General features: G+C 67.0%; 12 protein-coding genes. 7 read left to right on the top strand and 5 right to left on the bottom strand.

Annotated features, from left to right (window positions below):
- Window positions 1–42: 42 nt before the first annotated feature.
- Both QM624_RS09875 and QM624_RS09870 read right to left on the bottom strand, forming a co-directional pair.
- Complete coding sequence (locus tag QM624_RS09875; protein WP_415091288.1) at window positions 43–903, bottom strand: hypothetical protein; 861 nt, start codon at window positions 901–903, stop codon at window positions 43–45.
- Between the two features lie 138 nt (window positions 904–1,041).
- Entirely contained in the window at window positions 1,042–1,950 is a 909-nt protein-coding gene (locus QM624_RS09870; protein ID WP_415091286.1) for a hypothetical protein, read from the bottom strand.
- 172 nt (window positions 1,951–2,122) lie between these two features.
- Here QM624_RS09870 and QM624_RS09865 point away from each other — a divergent pair, with 172 nt between their 5' ends.
- Complete coding sequence (locus QM624_RS09865) at window positions 2,123–2,731, top strand: TetR/AcrR family transcriptional regulator (protein ID WP_415091284.1); 609 nt, start codon at window positions 2,123–2,125, stop codon at window positions 2,729–2,731.
- 1 nt (window position 2,732) lies between these two features.
- Complete coding sequence (gene gap, locus QM624_RS09860) at window positions 2,733–3,731, top strand: type I glyceraldehyde-3-phosphate dehydrogenase (RefSeq protein ID WP_415091282.1); 999 nt, start codon at window positions 2,733–2,735, stop codon at window positions 3,729–3,731.
- Between the two features lie 24 nt (window positions 3,732–3,755).
- Here the strand turns inward: gap and QM624_RS09855 are convergent, their stop codons facing one another.
- The gene (locus tag QM624_RS09855) at window positions 3,756–4,484 is read right to left on the bottom strand and encodes a DinB family protein (RefSeq protein WP_415091280.1); all 729 of its coding nucleotides are present in this window, start codon (window positions 4,482–4,484) and stop codon (window positions 3,756–3,758) included.
- A 107-nt stretch (window positions 4,485–4,591) separates the two neighbouring features.
- Here QM624_RS09855 and recQ point away from each other — a divergent pair, with 107 nt between their 5' ends.
- The 4 genes from recQ to QM624_RS09835 all read left to right on the top strand — a co-directional run bounded on the left by recQ (window position 4,592) and on the right by QM624_RS09835 (window position 9,373).
- Window positions 4,592–6,442 (top strand): DNA helicase RecQ, encoded by a 1,851-nt coding sequence (recQ, locus tag QM624_RS09850; protein ID WP_415091278.1) that lies wholly within the window; start codon window positions 4,592–4,594, stop codon window positions 6,440–6,442.
- A gap of 173 nt (window positions 6,443–6,615) precedes the next feature.
- Entirely contained in the window at window positions 6,616–8,010 is a 1,395-nt protein-coding gene (locus QM624_RS09845; RefSeq protein ID WP_415091276.1) for an FAD-dependent oxidoreductase, read from the top strand.
- 135 nt (window positions 8,011–8,145) lie between these two features.
- Window positions 8,146–8,454: a hypothetical protein gene (locus QM624_RS09840; RefSeq protein ID WP_415091274.1), complete on the top strand. Its 309-nt coding sequence runs from the start codon at window positions 8,146–8,148 to the stop codon at window positions 8,452–8,454.
- A gap of 172 nt (window positions 8,455–8,626) precedes the next feature.
- The gene (locus QM624_RS09835) at window positions 8,627–9,373 is read left to right on the top strand and encodes an IclR family transcriptional regulator (RefSeq protein WP_415091272.1); all 747 of its coding nucleotides are present in this window, start codon (window positions 8,627–8,629) and stop codon (window positions 9,371–9,373) included.
- A 51-nt stretch (window positions 9,374–9,424) separates the two neighbouring features.
- Here the strand turns inward: QM624_RS09835 and QM624_RS09830 are convergent, their stop codons facing one another.
- Together QM624_RS09830 and QM624_RS09825 are read right to left on the bottom strand one after the other, a co-directional pair.
- Window positions 9,425–10,366 carry a hypothetical protein gene (locus QM624_RS09830; protein ID WP_415091270.1) on the bottom strand — a complete coding sequence of 314 codons (942 nt, stop codon included), beginning with the start codon at window positions 10,364–10,366 and terminating at the stop codon, window positions 9,425–9,427.
- Window positions 10,367–10,388: 22 nt separating this feature from the next.
- Entirely contained in the window at window positions 10,389–11,270 is an 882-nt protein-coding gene (locus QM624_RS09825; RefSeq protein ID WP_415091268.1) for a peptidoglycan-binding domain-containing protein, read from the bottom strand.
- Between the two features lie 307 nt (window positions 11,271–11,577).
- On the opposite strand from QM624_RS09825, the gene QM624_RS09820 reads away from it, so the two are divergent.
- On the top strand, window positions 11,578–14,232 hold the full coding sequence (locus QM624_RS09820; RefSeq protein WP_415091266.1) for a hypothetical protein: 2,655 nt from the start codon (window positions 11,578–11,580) through the stop codon (window positions 14,230–14,232).
- Window position 14,233: the final 1 nt, after the last annotated feature.

Genomic DNA, 14,233 nt, shown 5'->3' with positions numbered 1-14,233 from the left:
TCGACAGGCCCAAGCCGCGAGCCTTCACATGATCAGCGCGTCCTACGTGTTCCGAACCTTCCAGAACCGACCGATCTCACTGATCCAGAAGACCGCGAAGAGCAGCACCTCGATGACTTCGAGGACCAGCACCGCCTGCGGCAGTTTCAACCACAGCCCCAGCAGTAGCCACACCGCGACCGGGGTCACCAGCATCCCGGCGACGACTCCTCGATAGAGCCGCCGACGCGCCGGGCTCGGCTCGATCGCTTGGGGCATCCACTGCCATCCCTGCGCGGCCACCGCGACGCCCAGGTGGATGAACAGCAGCACAGCGGCCGGCGTGTGCACCCAGGCGAAAGTGGTGGAGGGATTGACGACGTTCACGGCAAGCCACACGGCGTAGGCGGCCAGGACGGCGAGCGAGGTGAGGGTCAGGTTCCGCAGCAGGCCCGACCCTTTGGCCAGCCAGCCCATTGACCAGCCGCTGCGGGTGTAGTCGACGAACACGAAAGCCGCGACAGTGATCAAGGCGCCACCGAGGATGATCCGGACCACATCGCGCGGCGACGTCTGCCCCGAGGTCGCCATCTCGCTGATCTGGGCGGCGATGTCGTTCGGTACCAGGGCGACGATCGTGGCGTAGAAGCCCGCGACGTTCAGGGTGTAGTCCTCAATCGGCGTCACTCCCCAGTAGCCGAGCAGCGCGACGGCGGTGCCGATCAGACCGCCGACGAACAGGTCACGGTACTGGCCGCCGTGATAGCTGCTGAGCGAGTCGGGGATGCCGGTTGACGCCGTCCAGCCCATCACAGCCAGCAGCGCCATGATCGGCGCCAGCACCAGAAGGCGCTGCAGATGTTGGGCACCACCACCGCCCAGCGGCGGATCGCACTGCTGCTGGTCGGGCCGGATGAGCATCACAGCGGACCATTCTTGTCGAAACCCTGCCCGCGGGTTGGGTTTGTCGCAACCCTGCCCGCGGGTTGAGCTTGTCGAAACCCTGCCCGCGGGTTGAGCTTGTCGAAACCCTGCCCGCAGGTTGAGTTTGTCGAAACCAACTCAGCTCCGACACCTACCGAGCAGCTTCCCGTCGGCATCCAGAACCTTGCCCTCCACAGTCGGCGGATGATTCCAGTCGGCAAAGTGGACACGCGCTTGTGGGGTCACCCTGGCGTCGACGATCGCGATGCCATTGACGACCGAATGCGTGCTGGTCACCTTGTCGCCGGCCAGCCCGATCTGAAGGGTGGCCGCCTGAGTCAGGACGACGCCTACCTCATTGCGGACGGCGCCGGCCCCCTTCAGTTCGTACTCGGCGACGGTGCCGTCATCGTTGGCCATCAGTCCGCTGGGTTTCACGGGGCAGGCCGGGACTCCCACGGCTGCAGGACCACCGAGCGACAGTTCGACGGAGGCGGCGATGTCCTCGTCGGGGTCCTCACCCTCGGGGTGGTAGCGGACTGAGCAGCTGACGACTGTGCGGTGCTCATCGATGAACGCCACCGTCGTGGGTGTGCCGGGTAGCTCACCGGTTGGCCTGCTCAGGTTGTGACCGACGAATCGCCATTCGGTGTCCATGACGAGGCCGCTGGTCGAGCAGATCCGCCGTAGCCCCGCCTCGGTACGACGCTCGGCCGCCGTGACTGTCACCGAACTCGGGGATTCGGACCAGCCGATATCGCAGTGGTAGTCGTCGGTCCAGAAGGAGTAGTTCACGTCGACGCCCGGGGGCAGGGACGTCACCCGCGACAGGTCCGGTTCGGAGGACCAGCCCGCCGGTGGTGGACAGCGCTGCACGACGACCGAACGCGGAATCAGTGGCTGCTTCCACCACTCCCCCGGCTGGTGCACATCCAGAGCCCAGCCCTCCGGCACCTTTTCGATCGGGATGGCACCCGTGCACCCCGGCAGCACCAGCGCCGCCAGCGCCACGAGCACGACCGCGAGTCGCTCGAATCGATGGTTCACTGAGCCCCCAAACGGCGGTTCGCCACACCCCCAATAGCTCCGACTTCGAGGTATCGCGATCAGGACAGGATAGTGGGGCGCCAGCGGTGTGCATACGTGTCGACCAGCACGGCGGCATCACGCCCAGTCCTGCAGCCCTTGCGCTGTACCGACTAGTAGGTACAGTAGCGATATGGAGTCCCGGGAACGCCTGATCACGGCGATGAGCGAGCTGATGTGGGAGCGCGGCTACGCAGCGACCAGCCCGCGCGAGATCCGCGAACGATCAGGCGTGGGCCAGGGCAGCATGTACCACCACTTCCCCGGCAAACGTGAGCTGGCCCTGGCCGCGCTGGAGCGCAACTGCGCCGACCTGCTGCCCTCGACCGAAGAGTTGCTCACTGCTCCCGGCGACCCGATGGAGAAGCTCACTCTCTACCTGACGCGTCCCCTGCCAGCGCTCAAAGGCTGCAAGGTCGGCCGAATGACTCAGGATCCGGTGGTGGCACACGACGCCCGCCTCCTGGCACCTGTCGCTCAGGCGTTCGCGGCCGTCCATCGGGCACTCACCGCGGTCGTCCGGGAGGCGATCGAACAGGGACAACTCAGCGCCACCCTGGACGCCGACCGCGTGGCCCATCTACTCACCGCCACCATCCAGGGCGGATACGTGCTGGCTATCGCGGCGCAGGATCCGCGCCCCTTCGACGACGCGCGGGCCGGCGCCCTCGACCTGTTGCGGGCCTCAGCCCTGGATCCGCGGCCAACTGCCACATCGACACCATTAGGAAAGGAGCACTGAGATGACAGTGCGAATCGGAATCAACGGCTTCGGACGGATCGGGCGCAGCTATCTGCGGGCGGCCCTGGCCAACAGCGCCGACGTCGAGGTGGTCGCCGTCAACGATCTCACCGACGCCGGCACTCTGGCGACACTCCTCGAGTGGGACTCCATTACCGGACACCTCGATGGCGTGAGCGTCGACGGCGACACGATTACGGTGGGCGCCAACCGGATCGCGGTGCTGTCGCAGGCTGACCCGGCCAGCATCCCCTGGGGTGAGCACGGGGCCGACGTCGTCATCGAATCGACCGGCCGGTTCACCGACCGCACCTCGGCGCTCGCCCACCTGGTCGGCGGAGCCAGAAAGGTGATCGTGTCCGCCCCGGCCAAGGGTGACGTCCCCACCTTCGTGCTGGGCGTGAACGATGACCGGCTCGACCCGACCGCGTCCGACGTGTTCTCGAACGGATCGTGCACCACGAACTCGCTGGCACCGCTGGCCAAGGTGTTGAACGACTCATTCGGTCTGGAGAGCGGACTGATGACCACGATTCACGCCTACACCGGCGACCAGCGGCTGCACGACGCACCGCATTCCGATCTGCGTCGCGCACGAGCCGCAGCCATGTCGACGATCCCCACGTCCTCCGGCGCGGCGAAAGCCATCGGCAAGGTGATCCCCGAACTCGAGGGACGGCTCACCGGGTTCGCCCTGCGGGTGCCCGTACCGGTTGGCTCGATCACGGATCTCACGGTTGTTCTGGGGCGAACGGCGTCCGTGTCGGACATCAACCAGGCCTTCGCCGAAGCTGCCGCCGGCCCGCTGCGAGGCTATCTGCAGTACTCCGAAGCGCCGCTGGTGTCGGTGGACATCGTGGGCAACCCGCACTCGTCCATCTTCGACGCACCCCTGACCGAGGTGGTGGGCAACCAGGCGAAGGTGCTCGGGTGGTACGACAACGAGTGGGGCTTCTCCAACCGCCTTGTCGAGTTCTCGGAGCGCATCGGCGCCGCGTGAGGGCGGCTGCCGGCCGGCCCGAGGTCAGCTCAGCAGGGCCAGATCCCGTCGGATGTAGCGCAGGTGCGCCCACTCCTCCTCCAGGATCACCCGGATGCAGTCCCCCACGGTGGGGCTCCAGTCGCCGCCCCAGGGATCCTGACGTTCCTCGGCTAGCAGTTCGGGCGTCGCGGTGCTCAGGAAGTCGGTGACCAGCTGCTGCCGCTCGGCGCGCACCGCAAGGATCTCGTCATAGCTGGGGGTGTCCGTGCGGAAGATCGACATGTCGAAGCCCATCTGCTCGGCGCCGGTGAAGATCTGACCGATCTCGTGCAGGGGTTGCGGTATTCGCAGGATGCCGCCGCGCAGCCAGGCGTCGGTGGCGAGGATGAGGTGCCGCAGGGTCTGGGCCAGGGACCACTCGTCCTCGACGTGGGCGTCGACCATGTTCCGCGGTGTGCTCTCGACGGTGGTCTGCCAGGCGGACTGCACGGCGACCCAGCCGTCGCGCAAGCCTTCCGGGGTTTGCGCCTTCTGCAGCTCGCGCCCCGGGAACTGCCGGTTGAGTTCAGCATCGACCAGCGGCACCACATCGACACCGTTAACCAGGAGGCTGCCGAAGAACAGGTCGTGGCTGTCGATATCGAGTCCGTCCACGTCGACGCTGCGCATCGTGACGCCGCTGACATCGGAGAACCGCAGTGTGGCTCCCTTGAAACTGGCCTTGACGAAGGTCGCGCCTTCGAACTCCTTCGTACCTGAATAGGTCGTCATGGCTTCATCATCACAGCTGCCTCCGACATTTCCGCCTGCCCGGTCGCGCCGCCGATCCACCGTTCCAGCGTTGGGCCTCGATGGCCTTGTCAGTGCCGGACCTTACGATGAACCTCGTGCCTGACTTGTTGCCGCTGGACGTGCTGCGCCGCACCTTCGGGTACGACGAATTCCGCGGCGAGCAGGGCGCGATCATCGATCAGGTCACCGCCGGCGGCGACGCCATCGTGTTGATGCCGACCGGCGGTGGCAAGTCGTTGTGCTACCAGATTCCGGCGATCGTCCGGCCCGGTGTGGGGGTGGTGATCTCGCCGCTGATCGCGCTGATGCACGACCAGGTGACCGCCCTGGAGAACCTGGGCGTGCGCGCCGGTTTCCTCAACTCGAGTCAGAGCTACGAGCTGCAACGACTCACCGAGCAGCAGGCGTTGGCGGGCGAACTCGACCTGCTCTACCTGGCCCCTGAGCGACTCGACCTGCCCCGAACCCAGGAGTTCCTCGATCGGCTCACCCTGTCGGTGTTCGCCATCGACGAGGCGCATTGCGTGTCGCAATGGGGCCACGACTTCCGCCCCGAATATCTCAAGCTCTCAGTGCTCGGCCAGCGCTGGCCCGACGTGCCGCGGATCGCGCTGACCGCCACCGCCACCCCCAACACTCGGCGCGAGATCGCCGAACGGCTCGGCCTGCAGCGGGCGCGAACGTTCGTGGCCAGCTTCGACCGTCCGAACATCTCGTACCGGATCGTGCCCAAGCAGCAGCCGCTGAAGCAGTTGCTGTCGCTGATCCGCACCGAGCACGACGGGGACGCCGGCATTGTCTACTGTCTGAGCCGCAAATCGGTCGAGGCGACTGCGGAATCCCTAGTCAAGGAGGGCATCGAAGCCCTGCCGTACCACGCGGGATTGCCAGCCGCCGTCCGGTCGGCCAACCAGTCGCGGTTCCTGCGCGAGGACGGCATCGTGATGGTGGCGACCATCGCCTTCGGTATGGGCATCGACAAGCCCGATGTCCGGTTCGTGGCGCATCTGGACCTGCCGCGCAGCATCGAGGGCTACTACCAGGAGACCGGACGCGCCGGCCGCGACGGCCTGCCCGCCACCGCGTGGATGGCCTACGGGCTGGCGGACGTCGTCCAGCAACGCCAGATGATCGACCGCTCTGAAGGGGACGCGGCCCACAAGCGGCAGCTCGGCCAGCACCTGGACGCGATGCTGGGCCTGTGCGAGACGCTACGTTGCCGGCGCCAGTTGATGCTCGACTACTTCGGCGAGGCCAGCGAGGCCTGCGGCAACTGTGACACCTGCCTCAATCCACCCACACCGTGGGACGGCACCGTCGCCGCCCAGAAGCTGCTGTCGACGGTGGTGCGCTTGAAGCGGGAACGCAATCAGCGCTTCGGCGCTGGCCAGCTGATCGACATCCTGCACGGACGCCGCACCCCACGGGTCGAACAGTGGCGGCATCACGAGTTGAGCACGTTCGGCATCGGCACCGAGCTCACCGACCTGCAATGGCGGGCGGTCGTCCGGCAACTGCTCGCCGCCGGCATCCTGGCGGTCTCCTCCGACGGTCACCACACCCTGGAGATCACCGACACCTCGTGGCCGGTGCTCCGCGGCGAGCACCCCGTCCCGCTGCGTGAAGATGCGGTGATCCGCGCCGGCTCGACCCGCAAGCGGACAGCGTCCGCATCGTCGAAGGGCCCCGCCGCCGCGACCGAGCTCACCGCGGACGACCGCGAACTCTTCGAGCGCCTGCGCACCTGGCGCTCCGAAACCGCCCGCGCCGCCGGCGTCCCCGCCTACGTCGTCTTCCCGGACACCACCCTCGCCGCGATCGCGCAACACCGCCCGTCCAGCACGGAGGACCTGTTCACCATCAGCGGCGTCGGTGCCAAGAAGCTCGAGTCCTACGGGGAAGCCGTCCTGGCCGTCGTCACCGAGCAACCCGGCTAGGAGCAACTGCCTGTCATCCCGGCGAACGCCGGGATCTCCTGACGCGCCCGAACCATCCGGAGCGGTGGTTCTGGGCGCCCGGTGGGTCCGTAGACTCCGGCAATGCGCACCTGCCCGCCACCCCCACCGCCTCGATCACCGCAATCCGCGGCCACGCCTATCCGGTCAGTGTGATGAACACCTCCGGGCCTGCGCGAATCTTCGACCGCCTCGGAACCGCCACGCGTCCCTCTGGCTCCGGACGGTTGGGTGGTCGTGCCATTGTCCTGGGCGGCAGCATCGCGGGCTTGCTGGCCGCTCGGGTGCTCACCGACCACTTCGACGACGTGGTCATCGTGGAACCCGACTCGCTGGTGGACGACGCGGCACCGCGCCACGGCGTGCCGCAGTCCCGTCAGGTGCACACCCTGCTGCCGGCCGGCCGGGTGCAGTTGGACCGTTGGTACGACGGCTTTTCCGATGATCTGCTCGCGGCCGGCGCAGGCTTGGCGACGACCGAGAACAGCCGCGTCTACTACAACGGTCGACTCAAGGTCGCGGTACCCGAGACCGCGATGGTGATGAGTACCCGGCCGTTCCTCGAAGCGGCGCTGCGCCGCCGAGCCCTCGCGCTGCCGAACCTGCAGGTGGTCGGCAGCCGCGCGGTCGGGCTCGATGTCGTGGGTGAGGCGGTCGCCGGCGTGCGCCTGGACGGGGGCGACACGCTCACGGCCGACTTCGTGGTGGACGCCACGGGCCGCTCCACCCGGCTGGGTCACTGGCTGGAAGACGCCGGTTGGCCCGCGCCCCCTCTGCAGCGCATGCGCGTCGACATCAACTACACCACGGCGCTCTTTCATCGGGACGAGGTCGATCCCGAGGTCGCATTCACCTTCGCAAGCTGGGCTATCGGTCGGACGCCGGCCGGCCTTGCGCCGTCCATCATCAACGCTGTTGAGGGCGACCGCTGGATCGTCATGATGGGCGGCTATGCCGCTGACAAGCCCGGACGCACCCCGGACGCGCTGCGCGCGATCTGTGCCCAGCTACCGCCCCCGTTCCCGCAAGCGACGGCCGGCGAGTTGCTCGAACCCATCACCGGCTACACCCAGGCGGACAGCCGCCGCCGCGACTTCCATGCGCTCACCCGGTTCCCGGCCCGGCTGGCCGTCGTCGGTGATGCCGCAGCCTCCTTCAACCCGATCTACGGCCAGGGCATGAGTTCGGCAGCGCTGCACGCGTCCTGCCTGTCGGAATACCTGGCCTCCGGGCCTGACCTCGATCAACCGGCACGAGCGTTCTTCGATCTGCAGCGGGTGATCGTGGACGCCGCCTGGCAGACCTCGGCCGTACCCGACCTGGCACTCCCCCACGTCGGCGCACGGCAGACCGCAATGACGCGGGCCGGTCAGGCGTACGCCAACATGCTGATCGACGGGACCGTCACCGACGTCGCGCTGGCCCGCAAATTCTCCGAGGTCACGTTCATGCGTGCGCATCCCAGCAGCTTGACCAGCCCCGCAGTTGCCGCGCGAACCTTCGCCCTCGCCGCAGCCCGGGCTGTCCAGCAAAGACGAAGCCGCCGCTAGCTCCAGGTCCGGCTGACACGGTTGTGCCACTCAGTGAGATGTCCGTGTGGTGCCAGATTCGGCCCGGGGTTCAGGATTCTGGCAAAGAGAGAACCCTGCGGTTCATCCCCGTATCCATCGGTGCAAGGGGGCACTATGAGCGCCGAGAATCCCGTCAGTCCCAAGGTGCTTGCATCCGCGGCCGGGGCTGGTGCCGGTGCATCCGTCAGCACACTGCTGATCTGGGTACTCGGGGTCACGGTATGGGGCCAGGCGCCGAGCGCGAGTGACGTCGATCAAGCGTTGGCGGCGGTCCCCGCACCGGTATCGAGTGTCATCGTGCTGCTCGTCACCGTTCTGGCATCCGCAGCTTCCGGCTGGCGGGTGACCGATCCCCATCGGATCACAACCACCGAATTGATGGCATTGGAGCGGCAGCGGGAAAATTCGGCGCCGCCCACCTGAAGGGAAATTCTAGAGCAGGTTACGCCGACCTGGAATCGGCACTTATGCCACCTCGAACAGGCTTGCTCAGCTCAGCCCGGGAAGGGAAATTAGTTAACAACAATCAGGTTCGGCGCGGTCTGACGATGTCAGCGCGCCGGCCCCGCCACTGTCCACACAGGCGGAGGACTCCATGGACGATCACACGGTCAGCGGCCGCACCGTCGCCATCCTGGACCTGGTCGCCCTATCGGGTGTGGCGAGCCTCGCCGCGCTGACCGAGCACACCGGGATACCGCGCTCCACCGCGTACCGGCTCGCCGAGGACCTCTGCCATCGGGGCGTGCTACTCAAGAAGGACAACCTGTACCGGCTGGGCAGCAGGATCGTGGCCTGGGGTTGTCAGGCAGTCGCGAGCAATGAGTTGCGACAGGTCGCGGATCCGTATGTGCGGGAAATGTATGAACGGACCGGTGAGTTCACCTGGCTCTATCTGGTCGAGGGTGAGGACGTCCATATGCTCTCGCGCAGCCATGGCGCCTTGCCCGGCCAGATGGCCTCCATTCCGTGGCCCAAAGGGCAACACCGCACGGCCCTTCTGCTCGCCGCGGGCGGGCGAGCTGCGGTGGCCGGTAGGCCTGATCTGGTGGAGGATCTGCTCGCCGGTGGCGTACCTCGGAGCACCCCGTACGCGCCCCGCCGACACGATCAGATTCGCGAAGGCATGGCCCGGTGCCGCGAGTCAGGCTTCGCGGTCGAACAGGAGTGCTTCGCCCAGGGTTGGGGCTGCGTGGCCGCACCGATCAGTGATCCGGCCGGCCAGACCTGTGGTGTCATCGGCCTGACGGTCCGAGCCGGACGGCTGACCCCGGAACGGTTCTCCGGTCGCATCCTGGGCGCCGCCGAGGCGATTGCGGGTCGGCTCCGCGCATCGGCCTAGGACCGGCGCTCGAAACAGTTCCTCAGCCTCTTTCCCAAGCCAATTGGCCGGCTATTCGAACGCCGCTTGATAGCCCAGGTCGAAATGCTGGATGTCGCCGTTGGACGGCGCCCCGAAATCCGATGCGCCCCACCGCATTCCTCGACCGGCCGGCTGGCCCAGAATCGCGTCGCCCTCCTCGATCATGGCCACGACGAGTTCCCGGCGGAAGGGCAGGAATCCACGCGCCGGGTTGCGGGTGGTGCGTACCGGTTCACTGGCACTGCCGAACAACATCGGTGTCCGGACCAGTTCGAAATCGCGCAGCGTCTGCCAATACTGCTGCTCTGCCGTCCAGGGCCAGGAGGGATGCACGGCTTGCCAATCAGGATCGTCCAACAAGGTCTGCAGCATCGCGATCGCCGAGGCGGGGTCTGTCGCCAGTTCGTTGGCGCCGATCGCGGCGAACGCCGGATCGCCGTCCGGCAAATCCTGAACATTGGGGATCGGCGGCCGATTGATCTGTCGGAGTTCCCCCGAGATGACACCCGCGAAGTAGTAGATGAGCGCATCCGAGACCAATCGGAAGCGGTCGTAGGTCTGGCTGATGGTGTCGTTCTGGCGAACACTCAGGTCGGCCCGCGTGGTTCCCCAGTCGCCGAACGCGACCGCATTGTCACAGGCCTGCACCGCGCGCTCCCGCATCGCCCGCACGCCGGCCTCCGGAAGACTCGACTTCTCGCCGCCGTAGGTCGCGCCGCTACGGGTCGCGATGTAGGGCGCGGTGTTGTAGTTGATGTCGACCGCATTGCCATTGCTGTGATTGCCCTGGCCCGGCCCGCGAACGCTCCGGACCGGTTCGTCGAGACCGATCCATTCCGCCAGCGAACCGGTGTCACCCTCGGCCTGCTGTTCGGCGAGTAGGCGGCTCTCAACGGCAGCAAGAACGCGCGCCATCGTCATGCTGGTGCCCCCGGTGACGGCCCAACCGGCGAACGATGCCTGGGTGATCATTTCTCGACCCCTTCCCTGTGCCTTACGTAGTCAGACCCACAAAGGTCGAACCGTCGAGGGACTCCGCCAACCCCTCAATCGTGTCGGCGTCGGGCTCCCCGGTCGAAGCCAGACCGATCGCCAGTTGGAAATCCGAAATCGCGCCGCGCGTCGCGGGACCCGTCTGGCCGTCCAGTGGTCCGGGGTCGTAGCCGATGGAAAGGAGGGCCGCCTGGACGCCGAACAGACCGGTCAGATCGAACACCAGCAGCGCTGGATCGAGGCCCTCGTCGTCCACCCTTGCCGCATTCAGCAGCGATTGCCGATCCAAGATGTTGCGCAGTCGCAAGGTGCCGCTGTCCGGTTTCATCCGGCACTGCTCGGCCGCCGTTCGCCAGTCCCGGGTATCTACGGCGCCACGGAAGATTGTGAACTGCTCAAACTTGCCGGTCCCCATCGCCCACGCCATGCTGTGTACGGCCAGCTGGGCGTCCGCCGGCCAGTTCTCCAGGTCGGCGAACTCGGGCCGCCGCATCAGTTCGAGCTCATCGCCGTCCAACCGGCGCATCACGAAGTCATCGATCACTTCGTCCTGCAGATGCAGCGAGGTGAACGGCGGCGCGAAGGCTGTATGCCCGGCGGCGGCCAGGTCGAGCCGCCCTTTCACGGCGTCCCAATCACGGGCCACCTCGCCGCCGTCGGCGAGCCCACCGTCCGAATTGCGTTCCCAGGACAACTGATTGGCCAACACCAATGACCTTTCGCGTTCGGCGGCGCTTGCCGGCGATAGCTCTCGCGGAGTCTCATCGATCTTGTTGCCGATACCCGTGGTCACCCAGCCTCTGGAATCGAGGTACATGTATCGGACCCGCCCCTCGTAGGGCTCATTGGTCCATATCCACGTGGTACGCACGCTGTCGTGCATCTGCCACCTGCCCTCCGACCGAACGGCCACCGAATCGGTTGCTCTGCTCTCGATGGATCGTTGTTCTCTCAATGGATCTTTCGACGAACGTAGCCCCGGGCTGACATTCCGGCAGCAGACGTTTCCCACTCAGTGGGAAGCAAACGCGTTCCCGGCGAACGAGGAGGGAATCGGCGGGCGAATACTGATCCGAAAGCGCTCAAACGGGGTGTGCCACTGAGTGGTACGCGGAAGGTTCGTTCACGCTGGGGCGCGTCTAGCGTGCTGCGATATGGACCGCAATGTGGTGAGACCAGAGGACCTGTTGGTGGCGCTGCTGCAATTCGACAACCTCACCGTGGTCAGCGACCCGGACGCCCCGGGCGGGCGTGCCTTGGTGCGAATCAGGCCCGGTGAGGCCTCCCTGGTGCTGAAGTTGCCGCCGCAGCACTTCATGGAGCCGTCCTTCCAGACCTACGACGAGGCGTCTCTGCCCGCCGACGCGAGCACGCTCGCCACCTTCGCGGCGCCGGCAGTACCCCTGGTGGCGGCCGGGGCGTGGGCCCGCTTCCAGTTCGTCCCGGAGGAAGCCGTCGACCGCTGGCCGCTGCCGAGTGGTGGCCTGCTCGATCTGCTGGCGGGCTGGACACCGCAGCAGGGCAACACGATGATCGGCGTACTGGCCAACCTCACCCTCACCATGGGCCCCGACGAGTGGCAGTTTTCCGTCACACCGGGCGCTGCTGCCACGCCGGTATGGCATGCCCGTCTCCGAACGGCGTCGGTGGTGACCGGGCTGGCGGTCCCTCCCGGACGGTTCCCGGAACGGATCCAGGCGGTTGCGTTCCCGCGTCCGGGTCAGGAGCCACGACAGATCACGGTTTCGGGGGTGCTCTACCACCCGTTCCCGTATGCACCCAGGGCGTCCTTCCTGGTGCGCCGACTCATCGCGACCCCGCTCGGCGGCAGTGTCGATCTCGCCGGTCCGGTGAGCGACGACGCCGCGTTCGCCTACGAGCACCGCACCGCCCTGGGTCGCGACGCGCGGATCCGCCGCACGGTCTCCGGCACACTGTCCACCGGCCATCGGGCCAACATCACCGTGACCGCGGCCCGGGTGATCCGCGCTCGCCCACCAGGCATCACCGCCACGTTGACGGACACCACCGAGCTGACCGTGTTGGAGCACACCGTCCAGTTCGACTCGTGGCCGGGAGCGCCCGACGGCGGCCGGACGATGCCGTGGCGGACGCTGACCCTTCAGCTGGACCGGCTCACGATCAACAGCGCCTCGCTCACCGAGGCCTCGTGGCTGACCACCGCGTCAGGCTCGCTGCTGGCCGATCTGGTGGCGATGGACCGCAGCGGGCGTGTAGCGAGCCTGCGGATGCCGCTGGCGTTCCTACCCGACGGTGCCGACCCGGCCGGCCTGGTCCGACTGCTCGGGGACGGCGCCTGGGCGGTGGCGCAGCCGACTGCGGTGGCGCTGGGTACTTCACCCGATGACAGCGCCGCCGACACCGTCACGGTGACCGGTGCCGCGTTCGGACTTGCCGCGACCGGCAACCCCACGCGGCCGGTGGTGCCGTATCTGCGACAGCTGAGCATCGCCCTCGACGCCCTGGCCGGTCTGGGCGGTGAGGCACCGATCGTGACCGCCGGCTTCGACGCGGCGTTCGTGGCCGCCGGGTTCGATCCGGTGGCGAACCCCGCGGGACAACTGCTCGCGATGGAGCCGACCAGCCTCCGATTGCCCACCGGAGCGACGGGTGGGCTGGGTAACCCCGGCGGAAACGTCGATCTACTCACCACTCGCGATGGCCTGGTGAGTTCCGCGGTCGCCGGGTTGACCCCCGACCAGGCTCCTGCTCGGGAGGTGCTGGAGCGCGCATTCCCATCGCCCAAGCTGTTCGGCAGTATCAACCTGCTCGACCTGATCGCGACGCTGCCCAGCACACCCCAATTGAGCCGAACGGGACCAGCTGGGCAGGAGGTGGTTCGCTACACCTTCCAGGCCCGCCTTCAGTCGTCATCACAGCTAGGCATCAGGGCAGCTGCGGACGCCCTACTCTCCCTGACCGGTACCGTCGCACTCACTGCCGGCGGGATTCGTCCGCCACGGACGAGCGGCACCGTGACCGGGCTCACCTTCGACCTTGCTGGCCTGGTGGACATCACCTTCCCGAAGCTGGACTTCAGCAGCGACGAAAACGGACGCACCACCATGAGCCTGGGCGCCGGCCTGGTCGTGGCGTTCAAGAAGGAGCTGGAGTTCCTTCAGGACATCGCGAACACCCTGGCGGGCCTCGGCCAAGGATCCGGCACCCGGGTCGATATCGACGCGGGCGGGGTGACCGCGGGCTTCCAACTGCAGTTGCCGACCCTGGCCATGGGCCTGGTGCAGATCTCCAACCTGTCGATCTCGGCATTGGTTCGGATCCCGTTCACCGCCGAACCGATGACCTTCCGGCTCGAGGTCGCCCGTCGCGACCGTCCCTTCCTCGCCACCGTGTCCATGTTCGGCGGCGGTGGCTGGCTGGCGCTTGAGCTCGGTCCGGATGGGCTGCGCAGCCTGGACGCCGGCATCGAGTTCGGTGGATCGATGGAACTCGACATCGTGGTCGCCTCGGGTGGCATTTCCGTGATGGCCGGCGCACACTTCGGTCTCAAGCAGGGTGGGAAGGAACTCACCTTCGAGGCCTATCTACGGGCCAGCGGACACTTGAGCGTGCTCGGCATCGTCACCTTGTACGTCGAGTTCTACCTGCAACTCGGCTACCGCAAACAGAACGGCCAAGGAATCCTCTATGGCACGGCGAGCGTGACGGTGGGTGTCCGGGTGTTGTTCTTCAGCAAGGCGGTGACCCTCAGCATCAGCCGCGAGTTCGCCGGTTCCGCCGCCGACCCGTCGTTCCTCGACTGCCTCGAACCGGACGACTGGGATGCCTATTGCGCCGGTTTCGCGCCCGAGGCACTGCCGTGAT

Origin of the sequence: Micropruina sp. (genome assembly GCF_047606365.1) — a bacterium.
Taxonomy (GTDB): Bacteria; Actinomycetota; Actinomycetes; order Propionibacteriales; family Propionibacteriaceae; genus Micropruina.
The sequence above is the reverse complement of the archived record's forward strand: the minus strand, read 5'-3'. Positions and strand labels throughout refer to the sequence as shown.

Coding starts and splice junctions, on each gene's coding strand:
- QM624_RS09855 (WP_415091280.1), bottom strand. CDS start 4,484: ATGACGACCTATTCAGGTACGAAGGAGTTCGAAGGCGCGACCTTCGTC.
- QM624_RS09830 (WP_415091270.1), bottom strand. CDS start 10,366: ATGATCACCCAGGCATCGTTCGCCGGTTGGGCCGTCACCGGGGGCACC.
- QM624_RS09835 (WP_415091272.1), top strand. CDS start 8,627: ATGGACGATCACACGGTCAGCGGCCGCACCGTCGCCATCCTGGACCTG.
- QM624_RS09840 (WP_415091274.1), top strand. CDS start 8,146: ATGAGCGCCGAGAATCCCGTCAGTCCCAAGGTGCTTGCATCCGCGGCC.
- QM624_RS09845 (WP_415091276.1), top strand. CDS start 6,616: ATGAACACCTCCGGGCCTGCGCGAATCTTCGACCGCCTCGGAACCGCC.
- QM624_RS09825 (WP_415091268.1), bottom strand. CDS start 11,270: ATGCACGACAGCGTGCGTACCACGTGGATATGGACCAATGAGCCCTAC.
- recQ (WP_415091278.1), top strand. CDS start 4,592: ATGAACCTCGTGCCTGACTTGTTGCCGCTGGACGTGCTGCGCCGCACC.
- gap (WP_415091282.1), top strand. CDS start 2,733: ATGACAGTGCGAATCGGAATCAACGGCTTCGGACGGATCGGGCGCAGC.
- QM624_RS09865 (WP_415091284.1), top strand. CDS start 2,123: ATGGAGTCCCGGGAACGCCTGATCACGGCGATGAGCGAGCTGATGTGG.